The organism is Shewanella sp. MF05956, assembly GCF_059758055.1.
The window spans coordinates 115,164-136,772 of the sequence record NZ_JCAYNV010000012.1 but is presented as its reverse complement, the minus strand read 5'-3'; the positions used below and the strand labels follow the sequence as shown (position 1 = coordinate 136,772).

At 41.5% G+C, this 21,609-nt stretch carries 17 protein-coding genes; 8 read left to right on the top strand and 9 right to left on the bottom strand.

The annotated features are described in order from the left end of the window. Nucleotides 1-57 precede the first annotated feature (57 nt). The gene (gene phoB, locus AC19MX_RS14465) at nt 58-747 is read right to left on the bottom strand and encodes a phosphate regulon transcriptional regulator PhoB (protein WP_432401645.1); all 690 of its coding nucleotides are present in this window, start codon (nt 745-747) and stop codon (nt 58-60) included. A gap of 177 nt (nt 748-924) precedes the next feature. Next, nucleotides 925-1,869, bottom strand: a complete 945-nt coding sequence (locus tag AC19MX_RS14460; RefSeq protein ID WP_498298984.1) for a porin — start codon at nt 1,867-1,869, stop codon at nt 925-927. A gap of 326 nt (nt 1,870-2,195) precedes the next feature. Here AC19MX_RS14460 and rdgC point away from each other — a divergent pair, with 326 nt between their 5' ends. Both rdgC and AC19MX_RS14450 read left to right on the top strand, forming a co-directional pair. Continuing rightward, nucleotides 2,196-3,107: a recombination-associated protein RdgC gene (gene rdgC / locus AC19MX_RS14455; protein WP_432401641.1), complete on the top strand. Its 912-nt coding sequence runs from the start codon at nt 2,196-2,198 to the stop codon at nt 3,105-3,107. 15 nt (nt 3,108-3,122) lie between these two features. Next, nucleotides 3,123-3,680: a glutathione S-transferase family protein gene (locus AC19MX_RS14450; RefSeq protein WP_432401639.1), complete on the top strand. Its 558-nt coding sequence runs from the start codon at nt 3,123-3,125 to the stop codon at nt 3,678-3,680. A 51-nt stretch (nt 3,681-3,731) separates the two neighbouring features. Here AC19MX_RS14450 and AC19MX_RS14445 read toward each other — a convergent pair whose 3' ends face one another. Next, entirely contained in the window at nt 3,732-5,564 is a 1,833-nt protein-coding gene (locus tag AC19MX_RS14445; RefSeq protein ID WP_498298982.1) for a M61 family metallopeptidase, read from the bottom strand. 201 nt (nt 5,565-5,765) lie between these two features. Here AC19MX_RS14445 and AC19MX_RS14440 point away from each other — a divergent pair, with 201 nt between their 5' ends. The 4 genes from AC19MX_RS14440 to xni all read left to right on the top strand — a co-directional run bounded on the left by AC19MX_RS14440 (nt 5,766) and on the right by xni (nt 11,853). After that, nucleotides 5,766-7,922, top strand: a complete 2,157-nt coding sequence (locus AC19MX_RS14440; RefSeq protein WP_498298980.1) for a tetratricopeptide repeat protein — start codon at nt 5,766-5,768, stop codon at nt 7,920-7,922. Between the two features lie 190 nt (nt 7,923-8,112). After that, nucleotides 8,113-9,669 carry a sensor domain-containing diguanylate cyclase gene (locus AC19MX_RS14435; protein WP_498298978.1) on the top strand — a complete coding sequence of 519 codons (1,557 nt, stop codon included), beginning with the start codon at nt 8,113-8,115 and terminating at the stop codon, nt 9,667-9,669. A gap of 62 nt (nt 9,670-9,731) precedes the next feature. Beyond that, nucleotides 9,732-11,096 (top strand): nucleotide 5'-monophosphate nucleosidase PpnN, encoded by a 1,365-nt coding sequence (gene ppnN, locus AC19MX_RS14430; protein WP_498298976.1) that lies wholly within the window; start codon nt 9,732-9,734, stop codon nt 11,094-11,096. Further along, nucleotides 11,089-11,853, top strand: coding sequence for a flap endonuclease Xni (gene xni, locus AC19MX_RS14425; protein ID WP_432401629.1), 765 nt, complete (start codon nt 11,089-11,091; stop codon nt 11,851-11,853). The genes ppnN and xni overlap by 8 nt, the downstream gene beginning before the upstream one ends. A 124-nt stretch (nt 11,854-11,977) precedes the next feature. Here the strand turns inward: xni and AC19MX_RS14420 are convergent, their stop codons facing one another. After that, entirely contained in the window at nt 11,978-14,797 is a 2,820-nt protein-coding gene (locus tag AC19MX_RS14420; protein ID WP_498298974.1) for a S9 family peptidase, read from the bottom strand. Nucleotides 14,798-15,193: 396 nt separating this feature from the next. Between AC19MX_RS14420 and AC19MX_RS14415 the strand changes: the two genes are divergently transcribed. Next, nucleotides 15,194-16,204: an isocitrate dehydrogenase gene (locus AC19MX_RS14415; protein WP_432401625.1), complete on the top strand. Its 1,011-nt coding sequence runs from the start codon at nt 15,194-15,196 to the stop codon at nt 16,202-16,204. Nucleotides 16,205-16,308: 104 nt separating this feature from the next. Here the strand turns inward: AC19MX_RS14415 and rlmM are convergent, their stop codons facing one another. The 4 genes from rlmM to AC19MX_RS14395 form a co-directional block, all read right to left on the bottom strand. Then, entirely contained in the window at nt 16,309-17,397 is a 1,089-nt protein-coding gene (gene rlmM / locus AC19MX_RS14410; protein ID WP_432401623.1) for a 23S rRNA (cytidine(2498)-2'-O)-methyltransferase RlmM, read from the bottom strand. A 98-nt stretch (nt 17,398-17,495) separates the two neighbouring features. Beyond that, on the bottom strand, nt 17,496-17,876 hold the full coding sequence (locus AC19MX_RS14405) for a DUF423 domain-containing protein (protein ID WP_498298972.1): 381 nt from the start codon (nt 17,874-17,876) through the stop codon (nt 17,496-17,498). A gap of 31 nt (nt 17,877-17,907) precedes the next feature. Then, nucleotides 17,908-18,618 (bottom strand): alpha/beta family hydrolase, encoded by a 711-nt coding sequence (locus AC19MX_RS14400; RefSeq protein WP_498298970.1) that lies wholly within the window; start codon nt 18,616-18,618, stop codon nt 17,908-17,910. After that, on the bottom strand, nt 18,599-19,510 hold the full coding sequence (locus tag AC19MX_RS14395; RefSeq protein ID WP_432401617.1) for a transcriptional regulator GcvA: 912 nt from the start codon (nt 19,508-19,510) through the stop codon (nt 18,599-18,601). Before AC19MX_RS14395 ends, AC19MX_RS14400 begins: the two co-directional genes overlap by 20 nt. 177 nt (nt 19,511-19,687) lie before the next feature. On the opposite strand from AC19MX_RS14395, the gene AC19MX_RS14390 reads away from it, so the two are divergent. After that, nucleotides 19,688-19,912, top strand: coding sequence for a hypothetical protein (locus tag AC19MX_RS14390; protein WP_432401615.1), 225 nt, complete (start codon nt 19,688-19,690; stop codon nt 19,910-19,912). 127 nt (nt 19,913-20,039) lie between these two features. On the opposite strand, the gene thiI is transcribed toward AC19MX_RS14390, so the two are convergent. Then, nucleotides 20,040-21,494, bottom strand: a complete 1,455-nt coding sequence (thiI, locus tag AC19MX_RS14385; protein ID WP_498298968.1) for a tRNA uracil 4-sulfurtransferase ThiI — start codon at nt 21,492-21,494, stop codon at nt 20,040-20,042. Between the last annotated feature and the right edge of the window lie 115 nt (nt 21,495-21,609).

The following is a 21,609-nucleotide window of genomic DNA, read 5'->3' as shown; positions in this document are numbered from 1 at the left end:
GGCAGTAAACAAAGAAGCACTGTTGAATATCACAGAGCTTCATTTGCTGCATACGCATTACATTCTGGTTGAAAAACGATAACCAGCACCACGAACTGTTTGAATCAACTTGTCATGTCCACCTTGCTCTACAGCTTTACGCAGTCGGCGAATGTGTACATCAACAGTACGGTCTTCTACATACACGTTGGTTCCCCAGACGTTATCGAGCAATTGTTCACGGCTGTAAACTCGCTCAGGATGTGTCATGAAGAAATGCAACAACCTAAACTCTGTTGGTCCCATATCAAGCACATCGTCACCGACCGTAACTCGATGACTCACAGGGTCAAGCTGCAGCCCTTGCACGTCTATGGTTTCTTCTAAACGCGTTGGCGCACTTCTACGTAATACGGCTTTTATTCTGGCAACCAACTCTTTAGGCGAAAAAGGTTTGGTAATATAGTCATCTGCACCCACTTCTAGGCCTTTGACTTTATCTTCCTCTTCACCGCGAGCGGTCAGCATAATAATGGGGATTTGGCGCGTAAATTCATCTTGCTTTAAGCGTTTTGCTAATTGAATACCGCTGCCACCAGGGAACATCCAATCCAACAAAATTAAATCTGGATAAGGCTCTTGAAGCAACTCAATTGCTGAATCGAAATCTTCAGCTGCAGCCGTCGTAAAACCATGTTGATCCATCACAAATGTCAGCATCTCACGAATTGCTGATTCATCTTCTACTATTAATATCCTAGCTGTCATATTGGGTTTCTACATTAATTTGCCACAAGGGTATTATTGGACACTTTTGTTACACTTTCATGACCCTGATGTCGATATTGCCATTAAAAACCGTTTTTTGTCATAAAAACTTAATTGCGGTTAACACACAGTAACGAAAAAAGGGCCGAAGCCCTTTTTTATTATATGCAATTTAGCTTAGAACTTATGTTCAATACCGACACCCACATAGCTGTCATCTTGATCGTTTGAATCAAACGAATTGTCGGTATAAAAAGCAAATAGTTTAGTCGGCTTACCTAATTTATAATCTGCACCAACAGACCATGAATCACCTTTATTTTCCATATCAGCAAATTGCGCTTTAAGCGTCACATCATTAATGTCATACGCCGCGCTCAGTAAGAAACCATTATCGGTAACATCACTGTCTATGGCTTCTTGTTGCTGGTACATACCACCAATCACCACACCAGCCACTTTACCTTGTACAGTAGCGCGTGCAGTGTCATAACCTTTTACTTTTGAATCATATGCTATTGCCGCATAAATAGCAGACGTCTTTAAACCAGAGTCGCCATACATCAATGCCATGCTCACGCCATCTTCGCCGGTAGTGTTATCACCGACCACTTGGTCTGAGTCGCCAGAAGCGACATAAGTCACACCCGCTTGGAAATCACCAAACATTGGCGTGTAGTAAGTGGCCGTTTGAGCCATGCGGTTTTCACCTTTAAATAAGGTTTTCACATCGCCAGAAAGGTCATTGAACTGATCCACTTTACCTTGAGAGACTTTCAGAATTGTGTCGTTACGACCTACAGATACCGCACCAAAGTTACCTTTTAAGCCGACAAACTGGTTGCGAGCTAAAAAGTTTTCTTTGTCGTCATCACCCGTGTTGACTTCGTATTCGATTGTGTAGAAAGCTTCTAATGAATTGCTTAACTCAAAATCACCGGTTACACCAAAACGTGATGCATTACTTTGAATAGTTGTTTCAGTTTCGTCTGCAACATCATTTGACTGTGCTGTAACATTTAATTTGCCATACACTGTTAGAGGGTCTGCTGCATATGCACTTGAAACTACAGAGGCGGCCATTGCAGAAGCTAATAGAGTTTTACAAAAAACGTTCATCATTTCATCCTTTTGACGCATATTTCGTCATGGTTATTCTGGGTTAGTTGTATCGGAACGAGCGGAATTCTGCCTTGTGAATGTTTCAAAAATATTTCACTGGTTCATTAATTGCTGATATTCGCGGGGTTAAACCCACTAGCAAATCCTCAAACATAGCTACAACAGTGGTTTCAAGGCCGATAAGAGAAATGTGACAATTTGATGAATTATCATTCCAACTCTATTCGCTATCGTACAAAGGGCATTTTTTTGTAGGTTTACCGCTTTGCATCTATCCCGTAAACTGCGGTATCTGAATTTTTCCTGTTAATTAATGAGAGCATTCTATGTGGTTTAAAAATCTCACCTTGTATCGTTTCAACAAACCGTTTACGACTGATACCGAAACATTAGAAACGGCCCTAGCCGATTTCACCTTCTCTCCTTGCTCTAGCCAAGACATCAGTAAGTTTGGATTTTCAAATGCATTGGGTAAAAAAGGCAATGCATTAGTCCATAGTGCAGAAAACCGTCATTTGATCTGTGTAACCAAAGAAGAAAAGATCCTACCCGGTCAGGTGATTAAAGAAGCGCTAGATGAAAAAGTGGCTGAAATAGAAGATCAAGAAAACCGTAAAGTCACTAAAAAAGAAAAAGACACCATAAAAGACGAGATCACCACGACCTTATTACCCCGTGCATTTTCACGCCGTAGCCAAACTCACGCATTGATCATGCCTGAACTAGAAATGATTTTAGTGGATAGCTCAAGCGCCACGAAAGCAGAAGAGTTACTGGCATTATTACGTAAAGCGGTTGGCAGTTTACCGGTGATCCCATTAAGTTTTGCAACGCCAATTGAAGCAACGCTAACGCAGTGGCTGCAAGCTGGCGAAGCGCCTGCTCCTTTTGAGATGCAAGATGAAGCTGAATTGAAGTCTGATTCTGATGAAGGTGGAATTGTTCGCTTTAAACAACAGGTACTGCAAGAAGATGAAGTACTGGCTCATATTGCAACGGGCAAACAGGTTCATAAATTAGCACTACATTTTGGTCAATCTATTGCATTTTTAATGCAATCTGATGCGAGCGTAAAACGCATTAAGTTTTCAGAAGAGTTTAGAGCAGGTAATGATGAAGTCGGCACAGAAGATCCAATAGCACGTCTTGATGCTGACTTTGCCTTAATGGGCAGTGAATTAGTCGCCTTTATCAATGCGCTTAATCAAGCCTTCGGCCCACTCGAGCAAAGCGTATAATACTAAGGACATAATATGAAACTTTACGGCAGTTTTACCTCGCCTTTTGTTCGTCATTGTCGAATTGCACTGTTAGAGACGACACTTGATTACGAATTTATTGAAACTGATCAAGCGGCGAGTGCGACATTGTCGCCCACAAAGCGCGTTCCGTTTTTACAAGATGGCGAGTTAACACTCACCGATTCGAGTGCCATATTACGTTACATTCGCAATAAATCTGCGACACCATTTATTGAAAGTGCCACCCAGTTTGATCAATATTGCATGATCAATACCGCACTCGACAGCACCATTAATTTGTTTTTTTTGGCGAGAGACGGTGTCGATATTGAACGTTTTGATTATACGCTCAGACAAGCACAGCGAGTTGAGTCAATTCTCACTGAATTAGAACAACATAAATGGCCACTTCATGGCCCTTTTGATGATGTTCAGATTAGACTAGCGTGCTTTTTAAGTTGGGCGGTATTCCGTCAACAGATTAATATCGACCGTTATCCTAGAATGAAACTGTTTTTAGCGGCAATCGAGCGAGAACCGTTTTTTACTGAAACCGCGCCACCAGCTTAATTGCGAAAAAAGCCCTGATATTTCAGGGCTTTTTGTTGTTAACAATAAGGGCTATGCCTCGTCGTCAGTCTTAATCCATTCACCGTCTGCATCAAATGGCCAGTCAATGCCAAGCCATGCTTTAAAGAATGCTTTTTGCTCTGCGGTAACAGATTCTAGTGCTTGTATGCTTAACTCGCCTTTAGGTTGCTCACCTAAAACCATGCTGACCTCTTTTAAACGATCGTTACTAAATACCGTTAATTTAACCTTATCACCCGGTTTAAAGTCATCAAATCGTTTAGCAAACGCGTCGGCAGTCACCTTTAAGCCGTTAACCGCGAGCAACTCATCACCCGCAGTCAAGCCTGCTTTCCACGCTGGGCTGTTTTTGGCCACTGTGGCTAAAATCAAATCGCCGTGCAGACCAGATAAGCCAATGCCGGTATTAACTTGAGTTTTTGGCTTATCGCCATAGGTTGTCACTAAACCGGCTTGGGCTAATAACGTATCAAACTCTAAGCTAAACGGTTGGTTAACAAACTTCTGCCACCATGGTTGATAATCTTTACCCGTTAACGTGGTGAGAATATTTTGCACGTCTGCGACGTTATAACCCATAGGGATTTTAAAATGCTGGTATAACGCTTTATGCACATCGCGATATGAATGCGCTAACTCACTGTCCTGGATGACACTGAAATCCAACGCCATGGAGGCAAGATAGCCCTCAGAATAGATATTCACGCTGTGATTAATTGCATAATCTCCCCAAGTGCTGCTCCACTGGCCTAAACTCGCCTCTGCAACAGATTGAGTGTCACGACCCGGGTTATGCTCATTGAGTACAATTCGCAAACTTAAATCGTCAAAAAACTCTTTTGCGGTTATCACACCAGCCCGCAGTAACAGTTGATTTTGAAAATAACTGGTTGAACCTTCAGCAACCCAAAGTAAATCAGTCATATTTTCGGACTGATAATCATAAGGTACCAAACCTTGCGGACGATATGATTTCACATTCCAAGTGTGAATAAACTCGTGAGATGCCGTGCTAATAAAACGCAAATAATCTTCACGTTCACGAAAATTAAAGCGCGGCAACTGAATCACAGTAGAATTAAGATGTTCGGTAGCACCACGGGCTCCGCTTGTGGCATGCACCATATACACATAACGCTCAAACGGGTAATCATCCCAAATCATTGACGCCTGGCCACTGATTTTACGTAAATCTGTCACAATTTGCTCAGTGTCGTAATTGCCCTCGCCCCAAAAGACTACCTCATATTCACGACCATCAGCGGCAAAACTAAATGACTGGTTAATGCCCGTTTCAATCGGTGAGTCAGCGAGCACATCATAATTAGCGGCTTTGAATGAATGTGAACTACGGCCTTTATCCATGCCCGAAAAGCTCTTCCAGCCCTTAGGCACTTTCATATCAACCGTTATTGGTTGCTGACGAAACTCAGGGCTATACATAAATACGCCACTGGCATCTAAATAAGCATGGCTTTCATCGATATGGCGCAAACGGTCGCCTAATTCATTGGCGTGTAACTGATAGCTCACGTTTACCGCTGTAGGCTGAGCTAAGCTAATGGTCCACTCACCGCTTGCTGTACGCTGCCAAGGTAATACCTTACCCTTGCTGTCGGTAGCTTCAAATAACCTTACCCCATCAGCGACTGGCAATACTTGATAACGGCCTGTGCGCCACACAGGTAAATTGACAATTAATTGTGCAGATTCGGTTTTAGGAAAAGAAACGCTAACTTGCGCTAAATGGTGTATGGGTTGGTTAATATCAATATGGTAATCAACATCTGCCAAAGCCGACGTTGTAAAGCACATCGACAAAAACGCGCTTGTGGTTAAAAATGCAAGATTAGTAGGTTTCACTCTAGGTTCCTTCTGGTATGATTCTATTTGTTTTTATTTTAAATTATGAACAATTATAACAATCTACGCTAATTTACAAAGTGGCCATTTACGACTCATTACAAAATGTATGATTAAGTCGGTAAATATGGATGGGGGTTACTCGCCATTCTCGTCTGCCCAGCGTTATTTTTAAGCAACACACTAAAGGGTTTAATTGCTATGCTGCGACTCGCTCACCTTGCCTTATTCATTTCCCTATTTCTCTGCTCAGTCGCGGATGCAAAAGATCTTGAACAACAAGAAATTGAATTCAAAGAAAACCCCAATAAGCTGTTAATTAAACTCTCAAAATCGACTGAGTTTCCGTTACAGTTCACCAATAAAGAAGAGTTTTCTCAAATTGCCAACGAGTTAGGGTTTGATCCGGTTGAGTTACAGCGAGATTTAGAAGTCTTAGCTAGAGTCAATCTTGAAACCAATTTGAGCTCGCCGACTAAATACGACGATGCCAAAATATTAATTGGGCAACTAGACTCAATTGCATCTAACGCCTTCGATGAAGCAATGGTCATTATGCTAAAAGCGAGGTTAAGAGCACGCGAAAATAAAGAATATCAACCGATTGTTGCTCAATACATGGATGCATTAAACAAAGTCAACACAGACATGAGCCTACAAGCAACACTGTTTAAATATATTCTCCACGAACATTTAGGTGGATTAAATATGATGTTGCTACAAGCCACTCCGTCACTATCACATTATAATCGCTATCGAGAAATTGCTTACCAGCTTCACAATGACTACTTTATTGCAGAAGCAGAAACCGCACTGGGTAAATATTACAATCGTAATGGCGACAAGGCAAAATCACTACAGCATTTTAGCGAAGCATTTAGATTAGCTAATGGGGTTAATTACCCTATGTTAAAATCGCAAGCAATGATCAATCTAGCGCGTACCTATCGAGATTTAGAACAATGGGAAGATGCTTTAAAATATGCCCATGAAGCTGCTGAAATTCAGCAACAACTCGGCTTTGAAACCTACCTTGCCGAAACGCTTAATGTCATCGCAATGGTGTATGAAGGCCAAGAGAAATGGAGTAAAGCAGTCGATTATTATTTAAATGCACAACAAGTTAACGAGCGTGTCGGTAATGTTATTGCCGTCGGGATTAACTTTCATAATATTGGTGGCATTTACTCGAAACTCAATAATATTCCAGCCGCGCTCAATGCACTACAACGTGCAAATGATATTTTTAGATCGCTAAAAACCAACCATTATTTAGTCCACAATGAGTTGTTATTCACCCAAATCAATTCACAGCAAGGTAATTGGACAGAAACAATCGACCACGCTAAAAAGACACTTGAACTGGCAAAAAAACTCAAACAAACCGACATTGAAATTGAAACGCTAGGTTATTTGTCAAATGCATACCGAAAAACCAATGACCTCAATGCCGCTATCGATACCGTTGAAAATATCATTACATTAACCAATAACCATGAAGATGACCCAAAAGACGAAAAAGGCTACTCTGAACTCACTGAGCAAAAGTTAAAATTTGAATTAACGCTGGTCAGTAATAAACTTGAGCTGCAAGCCGCAAAAAACAAACATCATCAATTCATTATCATCTTATTGGCATTTGGATTAAGTATTGCGGTGATTATGGTGATTTTTATTTGGCGAAAATTGGCCCATAAAAATACCTTATATCTTAATGCTAAGGTGATTAATCATATTGAGCCAATGTCACAAATAGCAGGATATCGAGCATTTATTGAAAAGTTAGACACAATAGACCCAGCTGAACCTCAAACATTGGCAATGATTAATATCGGTGAGCTGAATAACCTTGATATACAGCTTGGCTTAACTGAATCACGCGCATTAATGCAAAAATTGATTGTGCAAATGAGCCAGCACCTCAACACTGAAGTCTTTATGATCCGTTCAGGGCAGCTAGCATGCTACTTTAATCAACAACGCCATGCCGACGATATTTACGATGCATTAGTCATATGCCTTGAAAAATTAAACACCATACAACCCAATATTCCACATTTTGCTCAATTACATGATGTCCACCAGGCGAGTATTGGCCACATCAATTTACCCTTGTTAGCCAATCCAGACGTTAACATCAGTGCTCAATTACATTTCGAAACATTACAGTATGCATTAGCGGCTGCCATTGGCATTAAAGAGAAACCAGCTTATGTTTCATTAAGGCCACTTAATTTTGCTCCAGCCGCTATTTTTATGCCGCCACTATATTTAAATCTGACCCAAGCATTAAACAGAGGCATCATCCGAGCTGAAAGCAATCGAAATACTTTAGAAATCAATTGGCCAAAAAGCTAATTGACTAATAAACTAGCAGTTATGGTTAAATAGTGAATGTTTATTAGCAATTAGATTTGTTGCACAACATTAATGAGATAACATCTATACTATATGGACTAAGAGATCATCCTTAGCACTGGGATTGCAGCACTAGGATTGTGGCACTAGGTGGTTTATTACTATCTAATTAATAGTAGGCAATACAATAATGAAAGAGTCTGATACAGCGATTTCGCAAATTACCTTAATGAAGCAAAAGCTTCATGCAGCAAAGCTTGCGCTGGATGATATTAATACCGATCGCAATGACAAATTAAAAACGCTAATCCAGTTTATTAGCCATTTAAGCCTTGCCTGTAAAGGTCAAAACTTAGAGTTAGACAATAAACTGGCTAAGTTGCGTCATCATATGCAAAATTTTGAGCAAATTGATGAAGCCCTTCCTGAATTGGTTGATATAGAACGTCTACTTAAATCACAATACAACCATACTATGTCACGCTTAGAAGACAGTCGTCTTGGCCTGACACGTGTTATCCGTCAAATTCAACGCATCAACTCAGCACCCGATAAACTAAAAAAAGAAATTAACTACTTTAAACAAGATCTCAATAAGCCTTTTCATACTGTATGGGAATACATTCCCAAGGTTGAAAAGCTCATCTTTTTTTACGAAGAGATTTTAAAACAAGAGATTTCAGGTACTGACAACTACGATATTTTGCCGCAACACATACAATTGGCCAGAGAACTGGCAGCAAAAATAGCAGAAGTCGAGTTTAGAAAAGATCAACGCGATCAAATACTGGTGATTAAAGAGGTATTACTCGGCGATATTCATGTTAATGGTTTACTCGACGCATACCAAACCATCTTAAGCTTACTACTTGATAATATTGCTCGTGAAAAAACTGCTTCACAAGATTTTTTGTTTGCGTTAAATGATGCGCTCAGTATCGTCCGTGACGTGGTTAACAACACCTACAACAACAGCCAACGCAGCGAGCAAATAAAAGGTCAATTAAACAAAGAAATTAACTTACGTGTAAGTAATGCTGATTCATTAGTGGTTGATCTTGATAATATTACCGAGCTAAAAACACAACTTACCGTACAATTATCGTCTCTACGTGATGCCCTATCGCGCAAAGAAGCGCTTGAGCAACGTGAGCAAACCATTTTACGCAAATCGATAGACTCTATGCGAAAAGAGCTTAACGCAATGAGTAACGAAGCAAACACCTACAAAGAAAAGCTGTTCGAACACCAAAAACTGAATCTATTAGATCCACTCACTCAACTGTCAAACCGCACCGCGTTAGAAGACAGAATGGATCAGGAATACCGCAACCACCTGCGCTTTAAAACGCCATTGTGGATTGCCGTAACCGATATCGATCATTTTAAAACCGTTAATGATAATTTTGGCCACAGTACGGGTGATAAAACCCTACAAGTGATTGCTATGGCACTTAAAAATTCATTGCGTGACAGTGAATTTGTGGCACGTTATGGTGGTGAAGAATTTGTCTTATTATTACCAGGCATTACAGATGAACACATCTCACTGATGCTTAACCGAGTAAGAGAAAAGATTAAAAATATTCCGTTTAAGTTTAAAAATCAGAGAATTACAGTTACATTATCTATAGGTGCTGCACAAGTAATGGAAAATGAGACGCTCGAAGAAGCATTTGAAAGAGCCGACGCAGCATTATACCAAGCAAAAAACAACGGCAGAGACCGAGTCGTTATTGATATCTAGTCCATTGCAAAACAATGTTCTTTGGACTCGATAACAAACATTCGAGTCCAAAGGAGTTGCTTATGATCGTAAAAATTAGTCCACGCGGTAGCCTAGACCAACTGTCTCAATTAGAAGTAGAACGCCTAAAACAAGGTGCCAAAAGCGACCTTTATCAATTATATCGAAATTGCTCACTTGCAGTACTCGCCTCAGGTTTAATCAGCGACAGCTCAGAAGAATTATTTACCCGCTACGAATCTTTTAGCATCAATATTTTACAGCGTGAACGCGGCATCCAAATTGAATTAATTAATCCGCCCACTCAAGCATTTGTCGACGGCGAAATTATTGTTGGTATTCAAGAACACTTATTCGCAGTACTGCGAGACATTATCTACATCAGCAATAAATACGATAATTTGAAACACATTGATTTAACCAATGCCAGTCACATTACCAATGTGGTGTTTGATATTTTGCGAAATGCTCAAGCCATATCACCGATGAAAGATCCCAATGTGGTTGTCTGTTGGGGTGGCCACAGTATTAATCCTGTTGAGTATCAATACACGCGCGATGTAGGTTATCAATTAGGGCTGCGCGGTCTCGACATCTGCACCGGTTGTGGCCCAGGAGCTATGGAAGGCCCCATGAAAGGCGCCACCATTGGCCATGCAAAACAGCGCATACATAATGCACGTTACATCGGCTTAACAGAGCCCAGCATTATCGCTGCAGAGCCACCAAACCAGATTGTGAATGAACTGGTGATTTTACCGGATATTGAAAAACGACTGGAGGCCTTTGTGCGCCTTGGGCATGGTATTGTCATATTTCCGGGTGGTGCGGGCACGGCTGAAGAACTGCTGTACTTTTTAGGTATTTTATTGCACAAAGATAACTGCGATAGTCCATTTCCATTGATATTAACTGGCCCTGCCCAAAGCGCTGAATACTTTACTGAAATAGATGCCTTTATTAGTGCAACACTCGGTGAAGAGGCTCAAAGTAAATATCAGATTATTATTGATGACCCGGTCCAAGTGGCCCAAATAATGAAACAAGGGATGACTGAGGTCAAAAACTACCGCAAAAATAAAGGTGACGCTTATCAATACCAATGGTCACTCAAAATAGAGCCAGAATTTCAATTACCCTTTGATCCAACCCATGAAGTTATGGCAAATTTAAACTTATACTTTCAAGACAACAAAGCAGAACTTGCCGCTAATTTACGTAAAGCATTTTCGGGCATTGTTGCGGGTAATGTTAAAAGCGACACGATTAAACTTATCCAACAACACGGGCCTTTTAACATACAAGGTGATGTGCAACTCATGCACATGATGGATAACCTGTTAACGGCATTTGTAAAACAACAACGGATGAAATTACCAGGTAGCGCGTATGTGCCCTGCTACAACATAATAAAAACCAATGAATAAACTGCTGATTATCGATGGATTAAACCTTGTGCGCCGTATTCACGCAGCGCTACCAGATGAAAACGACATAGAGAGCGTTCAACAACGCTCTCTGGCTGCATCGCAAAAAATGCTCCTGCAACATCAACCTACTCACGTTATCGTCGTGTGGGATGGTAATGAGACGTCTTGGCGCAAGGTTCTGTATGACGATTATAAAAAAGGCCGCAAGCCAATGCCCACCGCATTAAGCGAAGGGCTGGCAAAAATCAAAACGACATTAGCAGACAATGATATTCACTCATTTGATGCACAATCTGAGGCAGACGATGTTATTGCTACGATTGCGACCAAAGTGATCAGCAATCATGGTGAAGTGGTTATCGTGTCAACCGACAAAGGTTTTAGTCAACTCCCCACTAAAAACCTCACCTTGTGGGATCATTTTAATCAGCAAACGTTTGATATCCATCAATACGAAAAAAAACTCGGGGTTGAACAGTATCAGTTCCTCGACTTTATCGCGCTTGCTGGAGACAGTGGTAATAAAATTCCGGGAATCACCGGTATAGGGCCTAAATCGGCTGCCGACTTACTCAACAAATTTAGAACCCTTGCCAACCTATACCAATCGCTTGATAACCTGGGTGCTAAACAGGCGCAAAAACTGGCTGAGGGAAAAGAAATGGCGCGAATTAGCTACAAGCTTGCGCAGCTGCAAACTGATATTCCACTCAATGTGAACTTAAAACAATTTAGAGCAAAAAACGCTGAGTAATTCATATCACACACGCAAAACAGCTTAACAAAAACGCCTCAGTATCATTGATATTGAGGCGTTTTGTTTTAATCTTAAGTTTAAACCTGGACGTTTAATCTTAAGATTTTTACCACATAGTGGATTAATCGGCTTTTTTATACTCTTGGTAGGCTTCACCTTGAGATAGCCATTGTGGTGCTGGTTCACCTTTTAAATAATGGTCAAAGTATTGTTTCATTTTAATACTGTAATCCAATTTATTTGGGTATTTTTTCAAATGATGCGGCTCATCTTGATATTGTAAAAACACCACGTCTTTGCCTGCTCGGCGCATCGCTAAATACAATTCCACACCTTGCTCCCAAGGCACTGCATCATCTTTATCACCAAACATAATCATCATCGGTGTTTGAATACGATCGGCATAAAAGATAGGTGAATTTTCAATGTACTTTTGCGGGGCTGCAAATAAACTAGCACCTATGCGGCTTTGACCCGTTTCGTATTGGAATTGACGCGCTAAGCCCGAACCATGACGAATACCGCTATAAGCACTGGTCATATTTGACACTGGAGCGCCAGTGACCACAGCCTTGAATATGTTGGTTTGAGTCACAGCATATGCACTTTGATAACCGCCCCATGAGTGGCCCTGGATCCCGACAGCATCGGGATCTGTCACGCCCATCTCAATGAGTTTTTGCACACCTGCGGTTAATGCTTTAACAGACGAAATACCAGGATAACCAATTTCAAAACGGATATCGGGTAAAAAGATGGCATAACCATTGTCTGCATACCAAGCAAAATTAGGGCGATGATTCAACTTCATATCAGGGAAAGCATGCAATCTGTCGCTCATAAAACGGTAAAAGTACACCATGGTTGGATACGCTTTACCCGCTTGGTAATGGGTCGGTTTAATTAAGACGCCATCCATTTTTACACCATCGCCATCACGCCAATGCACAAGCTCGGCATTGCCCCAAGCAAAATCGTTACGTTGAGCATCAAGTGTGGTGAGTTGCTTGGCACTTTGTACATTATTGACATCAGCACTGTATAAGTCTGGATACACATCATAGCGCTGTTTAGAAAAGACCACGGTGTTAGCATCATTAGCGCGGGCTAATACGGTTAACTTACTGTCGCCACTGGTCATTGCACGAACACCTTGTTTACCCACTGTCGCAGCGTAAAAGGTATCGGCTTTGGTTGTATGGCTGTAACCTTGTAACAACAATTGTTGGCCCTGAGTTATCGTCGCTGGTAGCCGCTTCTTTTTGACTAAACCCACAACTCTAAATTGCGTTTTACTCTTACGTCCCTCTCCATTTGTTAGCATAAAACCTTTATGTGACGATGTATCAAATTGCCACATATCGTATTTATCATAGAAGGTCACACCGCTATCATCTGCTAACCAAGGGCCAAACCCGTATCCTGGTGCTTCAATGGGATAATCATGGTCTTCATCGGCGAATGGCGTGCTGATGTGTTGTGTTAAATTAACCTTACGACCAGACATAATATCGCGTAAATACACACTGCCCTGCTGGTAATAAGCCAGGTATTTAGCATTTGGCGACAATGTCGGCATGGCATCACTCGGCTGCTGTACCAATATTGGCTGTTTTTTGCCGGTGTTCAAATTAACCAGATACACATCGCGGTAAAAACCGGCCCAAGTGACCATTTTTTGATACGGTACATCTGAGCTTGCTAACAAATAATCGGCTTGTTCACCATAAGTAACATCTGGCACCGTTTGGTCAGCTAATTGCAGCATTTTATTGGTATCAAGGTGTAAGACGGCCAAATAAGTACGTTTTAGCTCTTTTGCGTATTCGTTAACCTCTTGCGGTTTAATTTTCGCATCGTCGCCATGCCACACTCTCAACTGCTTTTGTGCAGTGATAACCTCGGGATTGAATACATCTTCAGCGTTAGTGTATTTTGCTTGTTCAACTTGCTGAGCCACACTCGGCACTCGACCAACAAATAAACGTTGATTATCTTTTGAAAACTGCACACTAGAGTATTGGTTGTAGCTCCAACGATTATCTTTACCATATGTACGCTGCTTGTTGCTGCTAGTATCAAACACTACAAGTTCATGCTCACGGCCATAACGCTCAACAGCGGCGTTACCTTTGGTCAATGCAACGAAACGTCCATCGGGACTAATGGCTAATGATTCAAGTTGCTCGTTATCGCTGTTAAATACGCTTTCGCTGGTCAATGAGTCAAGCTTAACCAAGGTCAGGTTATGCGATGTTGGTTGCTGCTGATTTTGTAGTACCGCTAAGAACTTACCCGCTTTATCAAACGCAAATTGCGTGACGTTGTTTAGCGACAGTTGTTCATTGGTTGCAAGTTTGACCAACGTAATTGAAGTGCCTATATCTTTTTTATCGACAGGCTTTTCGGCTTCGGCTTGTTCAGCATTGGCTTTTTCAGTAATAACGTTTTTATCTGATTCCACAACCGATGTTTCAGCTTTTTCATCATCCGCGTCGACAGGTTTGTATTTCACCAATAAATAACCACCATCGTCACTGAATATAGCGGTATCGACATTATCAAATTGTTGTTGTGTACCATTGTCTGTGGCTAATAACACCACAGAGTGAGGTAAATCGTCGCTTTTCTCTGTTTCTCGTTCAAACAAAGGCGCTTCTATATTCGCAAGCACAAAGCGACCATCTGCACTCACTTTAACATTGCTACCATGCTCAATTTGATATTGCTTATTGCTATCACTAAAGCGCACCAATGCACGGCTATCACCGCGGTCAGGCATTGCTTGCACCGCAATTACCTTGCCATTATCTGACACAACAGGTTGCTGCAGCGTTTCAAACTTCATTATATCGTCAACGGTTAATGCCCGAGGCGCCGCAACGCTTGAAGCACTAAAAGACAGGCATATCGCCAATGGAATTAAATTAAATACCTTCACAGTTTCCTCTAATTATTATCATGTTGGATGGTCTGTTTTTTTAATGGCTGACAAGCAGCGTCATTAAATCGATGATCATTCGACCAAAGTCGTCTATATAAAAACGCTTTAGCGAATAAGCTATTCGTGGTCAATATCTGACTCTGGTTACCAATAGCCACTGTCGTTCTCAGAAAAATCCAAATCGAACTGATTGAAAGTTCATAGTAAAACAAACAGATTAGGATTGACTTAAAAATATCGGAAATAATGTGATAACACTCACTATTTTCTGTAAATAAACGTTAAAAGTCGTTAAAATACGCCGCAGAAAAACGACGGATTTTATCGTCGTCTGACCGTAGCAATGATGCGGTTCAATACTTGCTGTAACCACAACCGTGGAAAGGACTATTCATGTCAAAACGTACAATTACCGTAATCCCAGGTGATGGGATTGGACCTAGCATTATCGATTCAGCCTTAAAAATCCTCGACAAAGCAGGATGTGACTTTGAATACGAATTTGCAGATGCCGGGTTAACTGCACTTGAAAAGCACGGTGAACTATTACCACAACGTACATTAGATCTTATCGAAAAAAACCGTATCGCCTTAAAAGGTCCATTAACGACGCCTGTGGGTGAAGGTTTTACTTCAATCAATGTCAGTCTTCGTAAAAAGTTCAGCTTATACGCTAACGTTCGCCCAGTGAATTCTTTTAAAGGCACTCAAGCACGTTACGAAAACATCGATATCATTACGGTTCGTGAAAATACCGAAGGCATGTATTCAGGTTTAGGCCAAAAAGTATCTGATGACGGCCAAACGGCTGAAGCAACCAGTATTATTACTCGCCAAGGCGCTGAGCAAATCACCACATTTGCTTATGAATTAGCCCGTAAAGAGAACCGTAAAAAAGTCACTATCGTGCATAAAGCGAACATCATGAAATCGACTTCAGGTTTATTTTTGAAAGTCGCGCGTGAAGTGAGCCTTCGTTACCCAGACATTACAACTGAAGAAATGATTGTTGATGCCACCTGCATGAAATTAGTCATGAGCCCAGAAAACTTTGATGTGATTGTGACCACTAACTTATTTGGTGACATCTTATCTGACTTATGTGCTGGTCTGGTTGGCGGTTTAGGCATGGCACCTGGTGCTAACATTGGTCGTGATGCCGCTATTTTTGAAGCCGTACACGGCAGTGCACCTGACATAGCAGGTAAAAACCTTGCGAACCCAACGTCAGTAATTTTAGCATCGATTCAAATGCTAGAATATTTAGGCATGTCAGACAAAGCCATCATGATCCGTGATGCCGTTGCTGCTGTAATTGAAGAAGGCGATCGTACTACTCGCGATTTAGGCGGTACTCACGGTACGACCGACTTTACCCAGGCTGTTCTTGATCGTTTAGGTTAATCACTTCTGTTTCTACAAGTTTTTAAGCTTAACAAAAAGCCCGCTGATAATAATTATCAGCGGGCTTTTTATTGCTTGAGTAAAATCATTAAACGTAACTAAGGTTAAGCGTAACTCACACCCTTTTCAGGGAATAACCATAAGTGTACGGTCACTTCATCACGGTCATGATATAAGTGCTTACACTGCATTTTAAATTCAATTTCGTTCTCAGTTAAAATGGTGCTCATGGTTTCTAAAATGGTGCTGACTTCTTTGTAACGGCTCTTCATTGGCAGTTTAAGATTAAAGATGGCCTCTTTAAACCAGCCGTTAATCGCCCATGCTTCCATTAGCTCAGCGACTCGAGCCGGCTTTTCAACCATGTCACACACTAACCAATAAATGTTTTTACGTGGTGGTTCAAAACGAAACCCATCGGCTCGGTAATGTTTAACCTGGCCTGTTTCCATTAATTTAGGATCCATTGGGCCATTATCAATAGCAGCAACCATCATACCGCGGCGAACAAGTTGATATGTCCAACCACCAGGGCAAGCGCCCAAGTCAACAGCATTCAAGCCACTGCGACAACGTGTTTCTTGCTCTTCCTTAGTTAAAAACACACCAAAGGCTTCATCGAGTTTTAAACTAGAGCGGCTCGGTGCATCGTTGGCCATTTTTAAACGTGGAATACCCATAAAGTGTGGAGAACTGTTACTACTTAACGAATAACCCGCATAGGCTTTACCTGGGCCAATAAAACACACATGAATAATAGGACGACGATCATTATCTGCATTGAGTAATGCACCACTTTTCTTTAAACCTTGACGAAGCGGTACCGTAAATTTACGGCAAAAAGCTGACAGCTCTTTAGCTTCATTGGTGTCTGGAGTTTCAACGCGTAAATCGCCACATTTTGATAATTCTGATAATGCAGCAACCACTGGGCTAACACGATCTTGCTCAGGTAAATCCGACAACAACTCGCCCGCAGCAAACATTTGTCTGGCGAAGACCAATGAACTTAGCGCCAAATCTTTAGCTAAAGTATCCGCCCCATCCTCTTCAAAACACTGATAAATAACATAAGCATCATTAACGTTGGTTTTAACAAAGCCACCAACATTGAGTTCTGCTGCACGTTGTTGAATTTCTGCCGCACAGTCTTTTTCATAGCCTGAACGACAAAATAGGAATAGGTTTTTCATTTGGAGCCTTAACGTAAGGATGGTCGCATAGAATCGCGAGACAATAATCTCGCTATTATACCCAAAAAAACGTCAGGGGGGAGAATTTAGGTGTTCCGTTATTTATCGGTTTTTGATTGCCAGACAGCGACAGCAAATAGCACCCACCCTATCAGTAAACACAAACCACCCATAGGGGTTATTGGCCCAATCCATTTCGCGCCAGTAAAGGCATATAAATACAACGAGCCTGAAAATAGCACCATACCGGCAATGAAGCTGTAAGCTGCCCAATTGAGTAATTTAGAGGTAATCCAATGACCCGAAAAGGCTAACGCGATCAATGCAAAAGTATGATAAAACTGATACTCAACACCGAGTTTAAAAATGTTCACTAACTCTGGTGGTGCGATTGCTTTTAGTCCATGAGCACCAAATGCTCCCAAAGCCACCACTAAAAATCCACTTAGGGTTGCGACAAGCAACAAGCTTTTATTCATGTCATTATTCCTATCGAATACTTAAAAAGAGTTAACCATTAGAAGCAATAAATTGACTGATACTGCTTATCGCCAGTTGCATATTACCCGCTAAGGTATAACCGGACGACTTTCGGGGTTGTAAGCTATGATCGCCATCGCTCATCCAGCATAATTGCGTCTTTTCTGTTAGCGTCCAGGCAGGGATTTGCTCACGGCCACCAAACTTATCTCGTTCACCTTGAACGATAAGTATAGGTAATGGATTAGTTTGAATAGGCGCTAAACGAGGTTCGCCGCCTTTTAACGGAATAAACGGATAGCCTAAGCAAATCACGGCGCTAATCTGAGCAGCGATATCTTGCGCTTGTGATGACACAAAGGAGTGTTGTTTGCTGGTCAATATAGCCGACATTCGTCCGCCCATTGATTTACCCATGAGTACAATGCGTTTAGGCGCAATTAGCCCTTGCTCAATTTTATGTCCAACGTCTATCAACACTTGTTCAAAATGATGCAGCAATTTGGGCGCGCGATCGGGTGGGCGACGTTTACCATCTTGCATATTCGCTTGCATATACAAAAAATTGAATCGATACACTTGAAAGCCCGCAGTGACTAATTGGTCACTCATATTAACCATAAACTCATGGTGCATATTCGCGCCGGCTCCATGAGCAAAAATGATCAAGGTATCACTTTTAGCCCCTTGTAAAACATAATCTTGCGCCTGTTCGGTTTGACTATCCGGTAAGCAACTCACTGCGCGACTCCTCTGCAAACATGTCGACCATCCATTCTCTGAATGCTGAAATTTTGCCAATTTCAGAATGATTTTGCTGGCAAACAAGGTAATACGCATCTTTACTGACTAACACTTCAGGAAACGGGCAAATTAAGCGCCCCGCTTTAATATCTGGCCTTGCCAATACGCTGTAGCCTAGCGCTACGCCTTGCCCGTGAGCAGCAGCCTGTAGCACTAGTGACGAGTGACTGAATATCGGCCCCTGGTTAACGTTAATGTCGGTAACGCCGCACTGCCTAAACCATGCTTGCCAGTCCTGGCGACTAGAGTCATGCAATAAAGTATGGAACTTTAAATCACTGGGCTGAGATAAAGGCTTCGGGCCATTAAGTAATAATGGAGAACATACAGGAATGAGCACTTCATTACGTAATTTGTCTGCACGTAAGCCAGGCCAGTTACCCTGGCCGTAATAAATCGCCACATCGACATCGTCGGTTAACGAACTTGCGTCACTGTCTACGGCTTTAATACGCACGTCGATATCAGGGTTTTTCTCGCTAAATTTTGCTAAACGAGGCACCAACCATTGGATCGCAAAACTTGGAGACATGCTAACCGTTAATGAGCCAACAGCACTGCGCGCAAGCAAGCGATTTGTCGCTTCACCCAGCTCAATAAAAATATCTTTGATGTCGAGAAAGTAACTTTGACCTTCTTCTGTTAACAATAATGATCGATTCTTACGTCTAAACAGCTTTAGCCCTAAAAAATCTTCTAATGCTTTAATCTGATGACTTACTGCGGCTTGAGTGACGAACAACTCTTCTGCGGCGCGGGTAAAGCTCAGATGCCTTGCTGCGGCCTCAAATGCTTTCACCGCATTTAAGGGGGGCAATCGTCTAGACATAGTGATCAATCTCTCGTTTTATAATTAGTTTTTCTAATGATTATCGTTATTTTTTGTCGCTTGTAAAGAACACTGTGTTTGGTTAAATTAGCATCATTGAAAATACAGTTGGACAATCTCTACGACGTTATCGGGATAGTCCGGCAAATGTGACACATTAGCCTGGAGGCTCACCCTATGTTCAACTTAAAAACGATTGCTGCGTTAATTCTGACATCCATCATTGGATTGACTACTGCACAAGCAACAGAGTTAGAACCTATCAACATGATCGATTTGCATGCTGAATTATCTCAAAGCATTGAAGCGATGAAAGTTGACATCAATGATGATGTTAACAGCATTTTAGTTGCAGACAATGAAGAAGCACAAAAAACTTCTGAAGCGACCCAGGCAAACTAATTTTCGCTCAGCGCGCAGACAATAAAAAACCGCATTTAATGCGGTTTTTTATTGTCTGTAAGTTTTTATTGTCTGTAAATCATCAACCAATCAATAACGCCATCAGCATTATTGATTGGCGTTATGTTTATGGACGGTAAACTTTAACGTTCGTATAACCCTGCTCAATTAAATACAACGCTTGCAGTTTACTCATCACACCACGGTCACAATACAGAAGATACGTTTTGCTCTTGTCTAAATCAGCAAACTGAGTCGCTAATTTAAAGAATGGGATCGCTTTCACCATCACGTTGTCCAGCGTTAATGGTTTACGCTCTTCTTCTTCAGGTGCGCGCACATCAATGACAATCTCGCCTGAAGCCACATCTTTCACCGTTTCAGTTTCAGTGACTTGCTGATTCATTTCAGCTTCAATGTCACGGATATCCATCACCACAGCGGCCTCAATAACACGGTCAATTAAATCCTCAGAGAATTTAAGCTCTTCTTTTTCCACTTTAGATAAAATCGCTTTTACGGTTGGTTTTTGTGAAATTACACCACAATATTCAGGGATCGATTTAGCAAAATCTTCAGTGCCAATCACGCGGCTCTGATTAATAATATCTTGCTTGTCCATTGCAATTAGCGGGCGCAAAATCAATAAATCAGTACTGCGATCAATCACGTTTAAGTTGGTTAATGTCTGGCTTGATACTTGACCTAAACTTTCACCCGTCACTAACGCTTGGATGCCAAACTTGTCAGCGATACGAGTTGCGGCGCGCATCATCATACGCTTTAACACTACGCCCATCTGGCCATTATCAATACGTTCAAGAATTTCAGCCACTACAGGTTCAAACGGCACAGACACAAAACGAACCTTGTGAGATTCGCCATACGTTTTCCACAAGTGGTAAGCCACTTGCTTTACGCCAATCTCGTGCTGAGCACCACCAAGATTGAAGAAGCAGTAATGAGTACGGGCACCTTTTTTAATAAACTGGAAGCTCGATACGCCTGAATCAAAACCACCAGAAATAAGCGATAACACGTCTTCTTGAGTCGCCATAGGAAAACCACCTAGACCAGGAATTCGACGTTCAACCATGTATAACTTGTCTTGATCAATTTCAAGGTTCACTGTTACGTCTGGATTTTTAAGTTTTACACCCAGCGCGTCGGTGTGTTGGTTTAATCCGCCGCCAACATACCGTTCAACTTCAATAGAATTAAAATCATGGTTACCAGAACGCTTCACTCGCACACAAAAGGTTTTACCCGCGATTTCATCACGGTATTTAGGCAACACTTGCTGATAAATATGATCGATTGAATCAAAAGCATATTCACTCACCTGCACAACATGAGCAATACCTGGAATACAGCCTAAACGCTCGGCGAACGCATCGACTAATTCAGGCTTATTGACTGGTACTCTCACTAAAATACGATCATATAAACGTTGTACTTTGGCTTCTTCATCAACCTTTTTCAGCACGTTACGAATATTAGTTTCGAGCATTTTGGTAAAACGCATTCTTACCGACTTGCTCTTCATCATTATTTCAGGATACAGCTTTACAATAAACTTCATGGGGTGTCCGCAGGCATAACTTATCCCTTAGCACAGACAAAGTGTGGCTCGCTAAAAGGAGTTGTAATACGTTGATTATAAATTAAAAAAGCAGCTTACAGATTTGATGCATCAC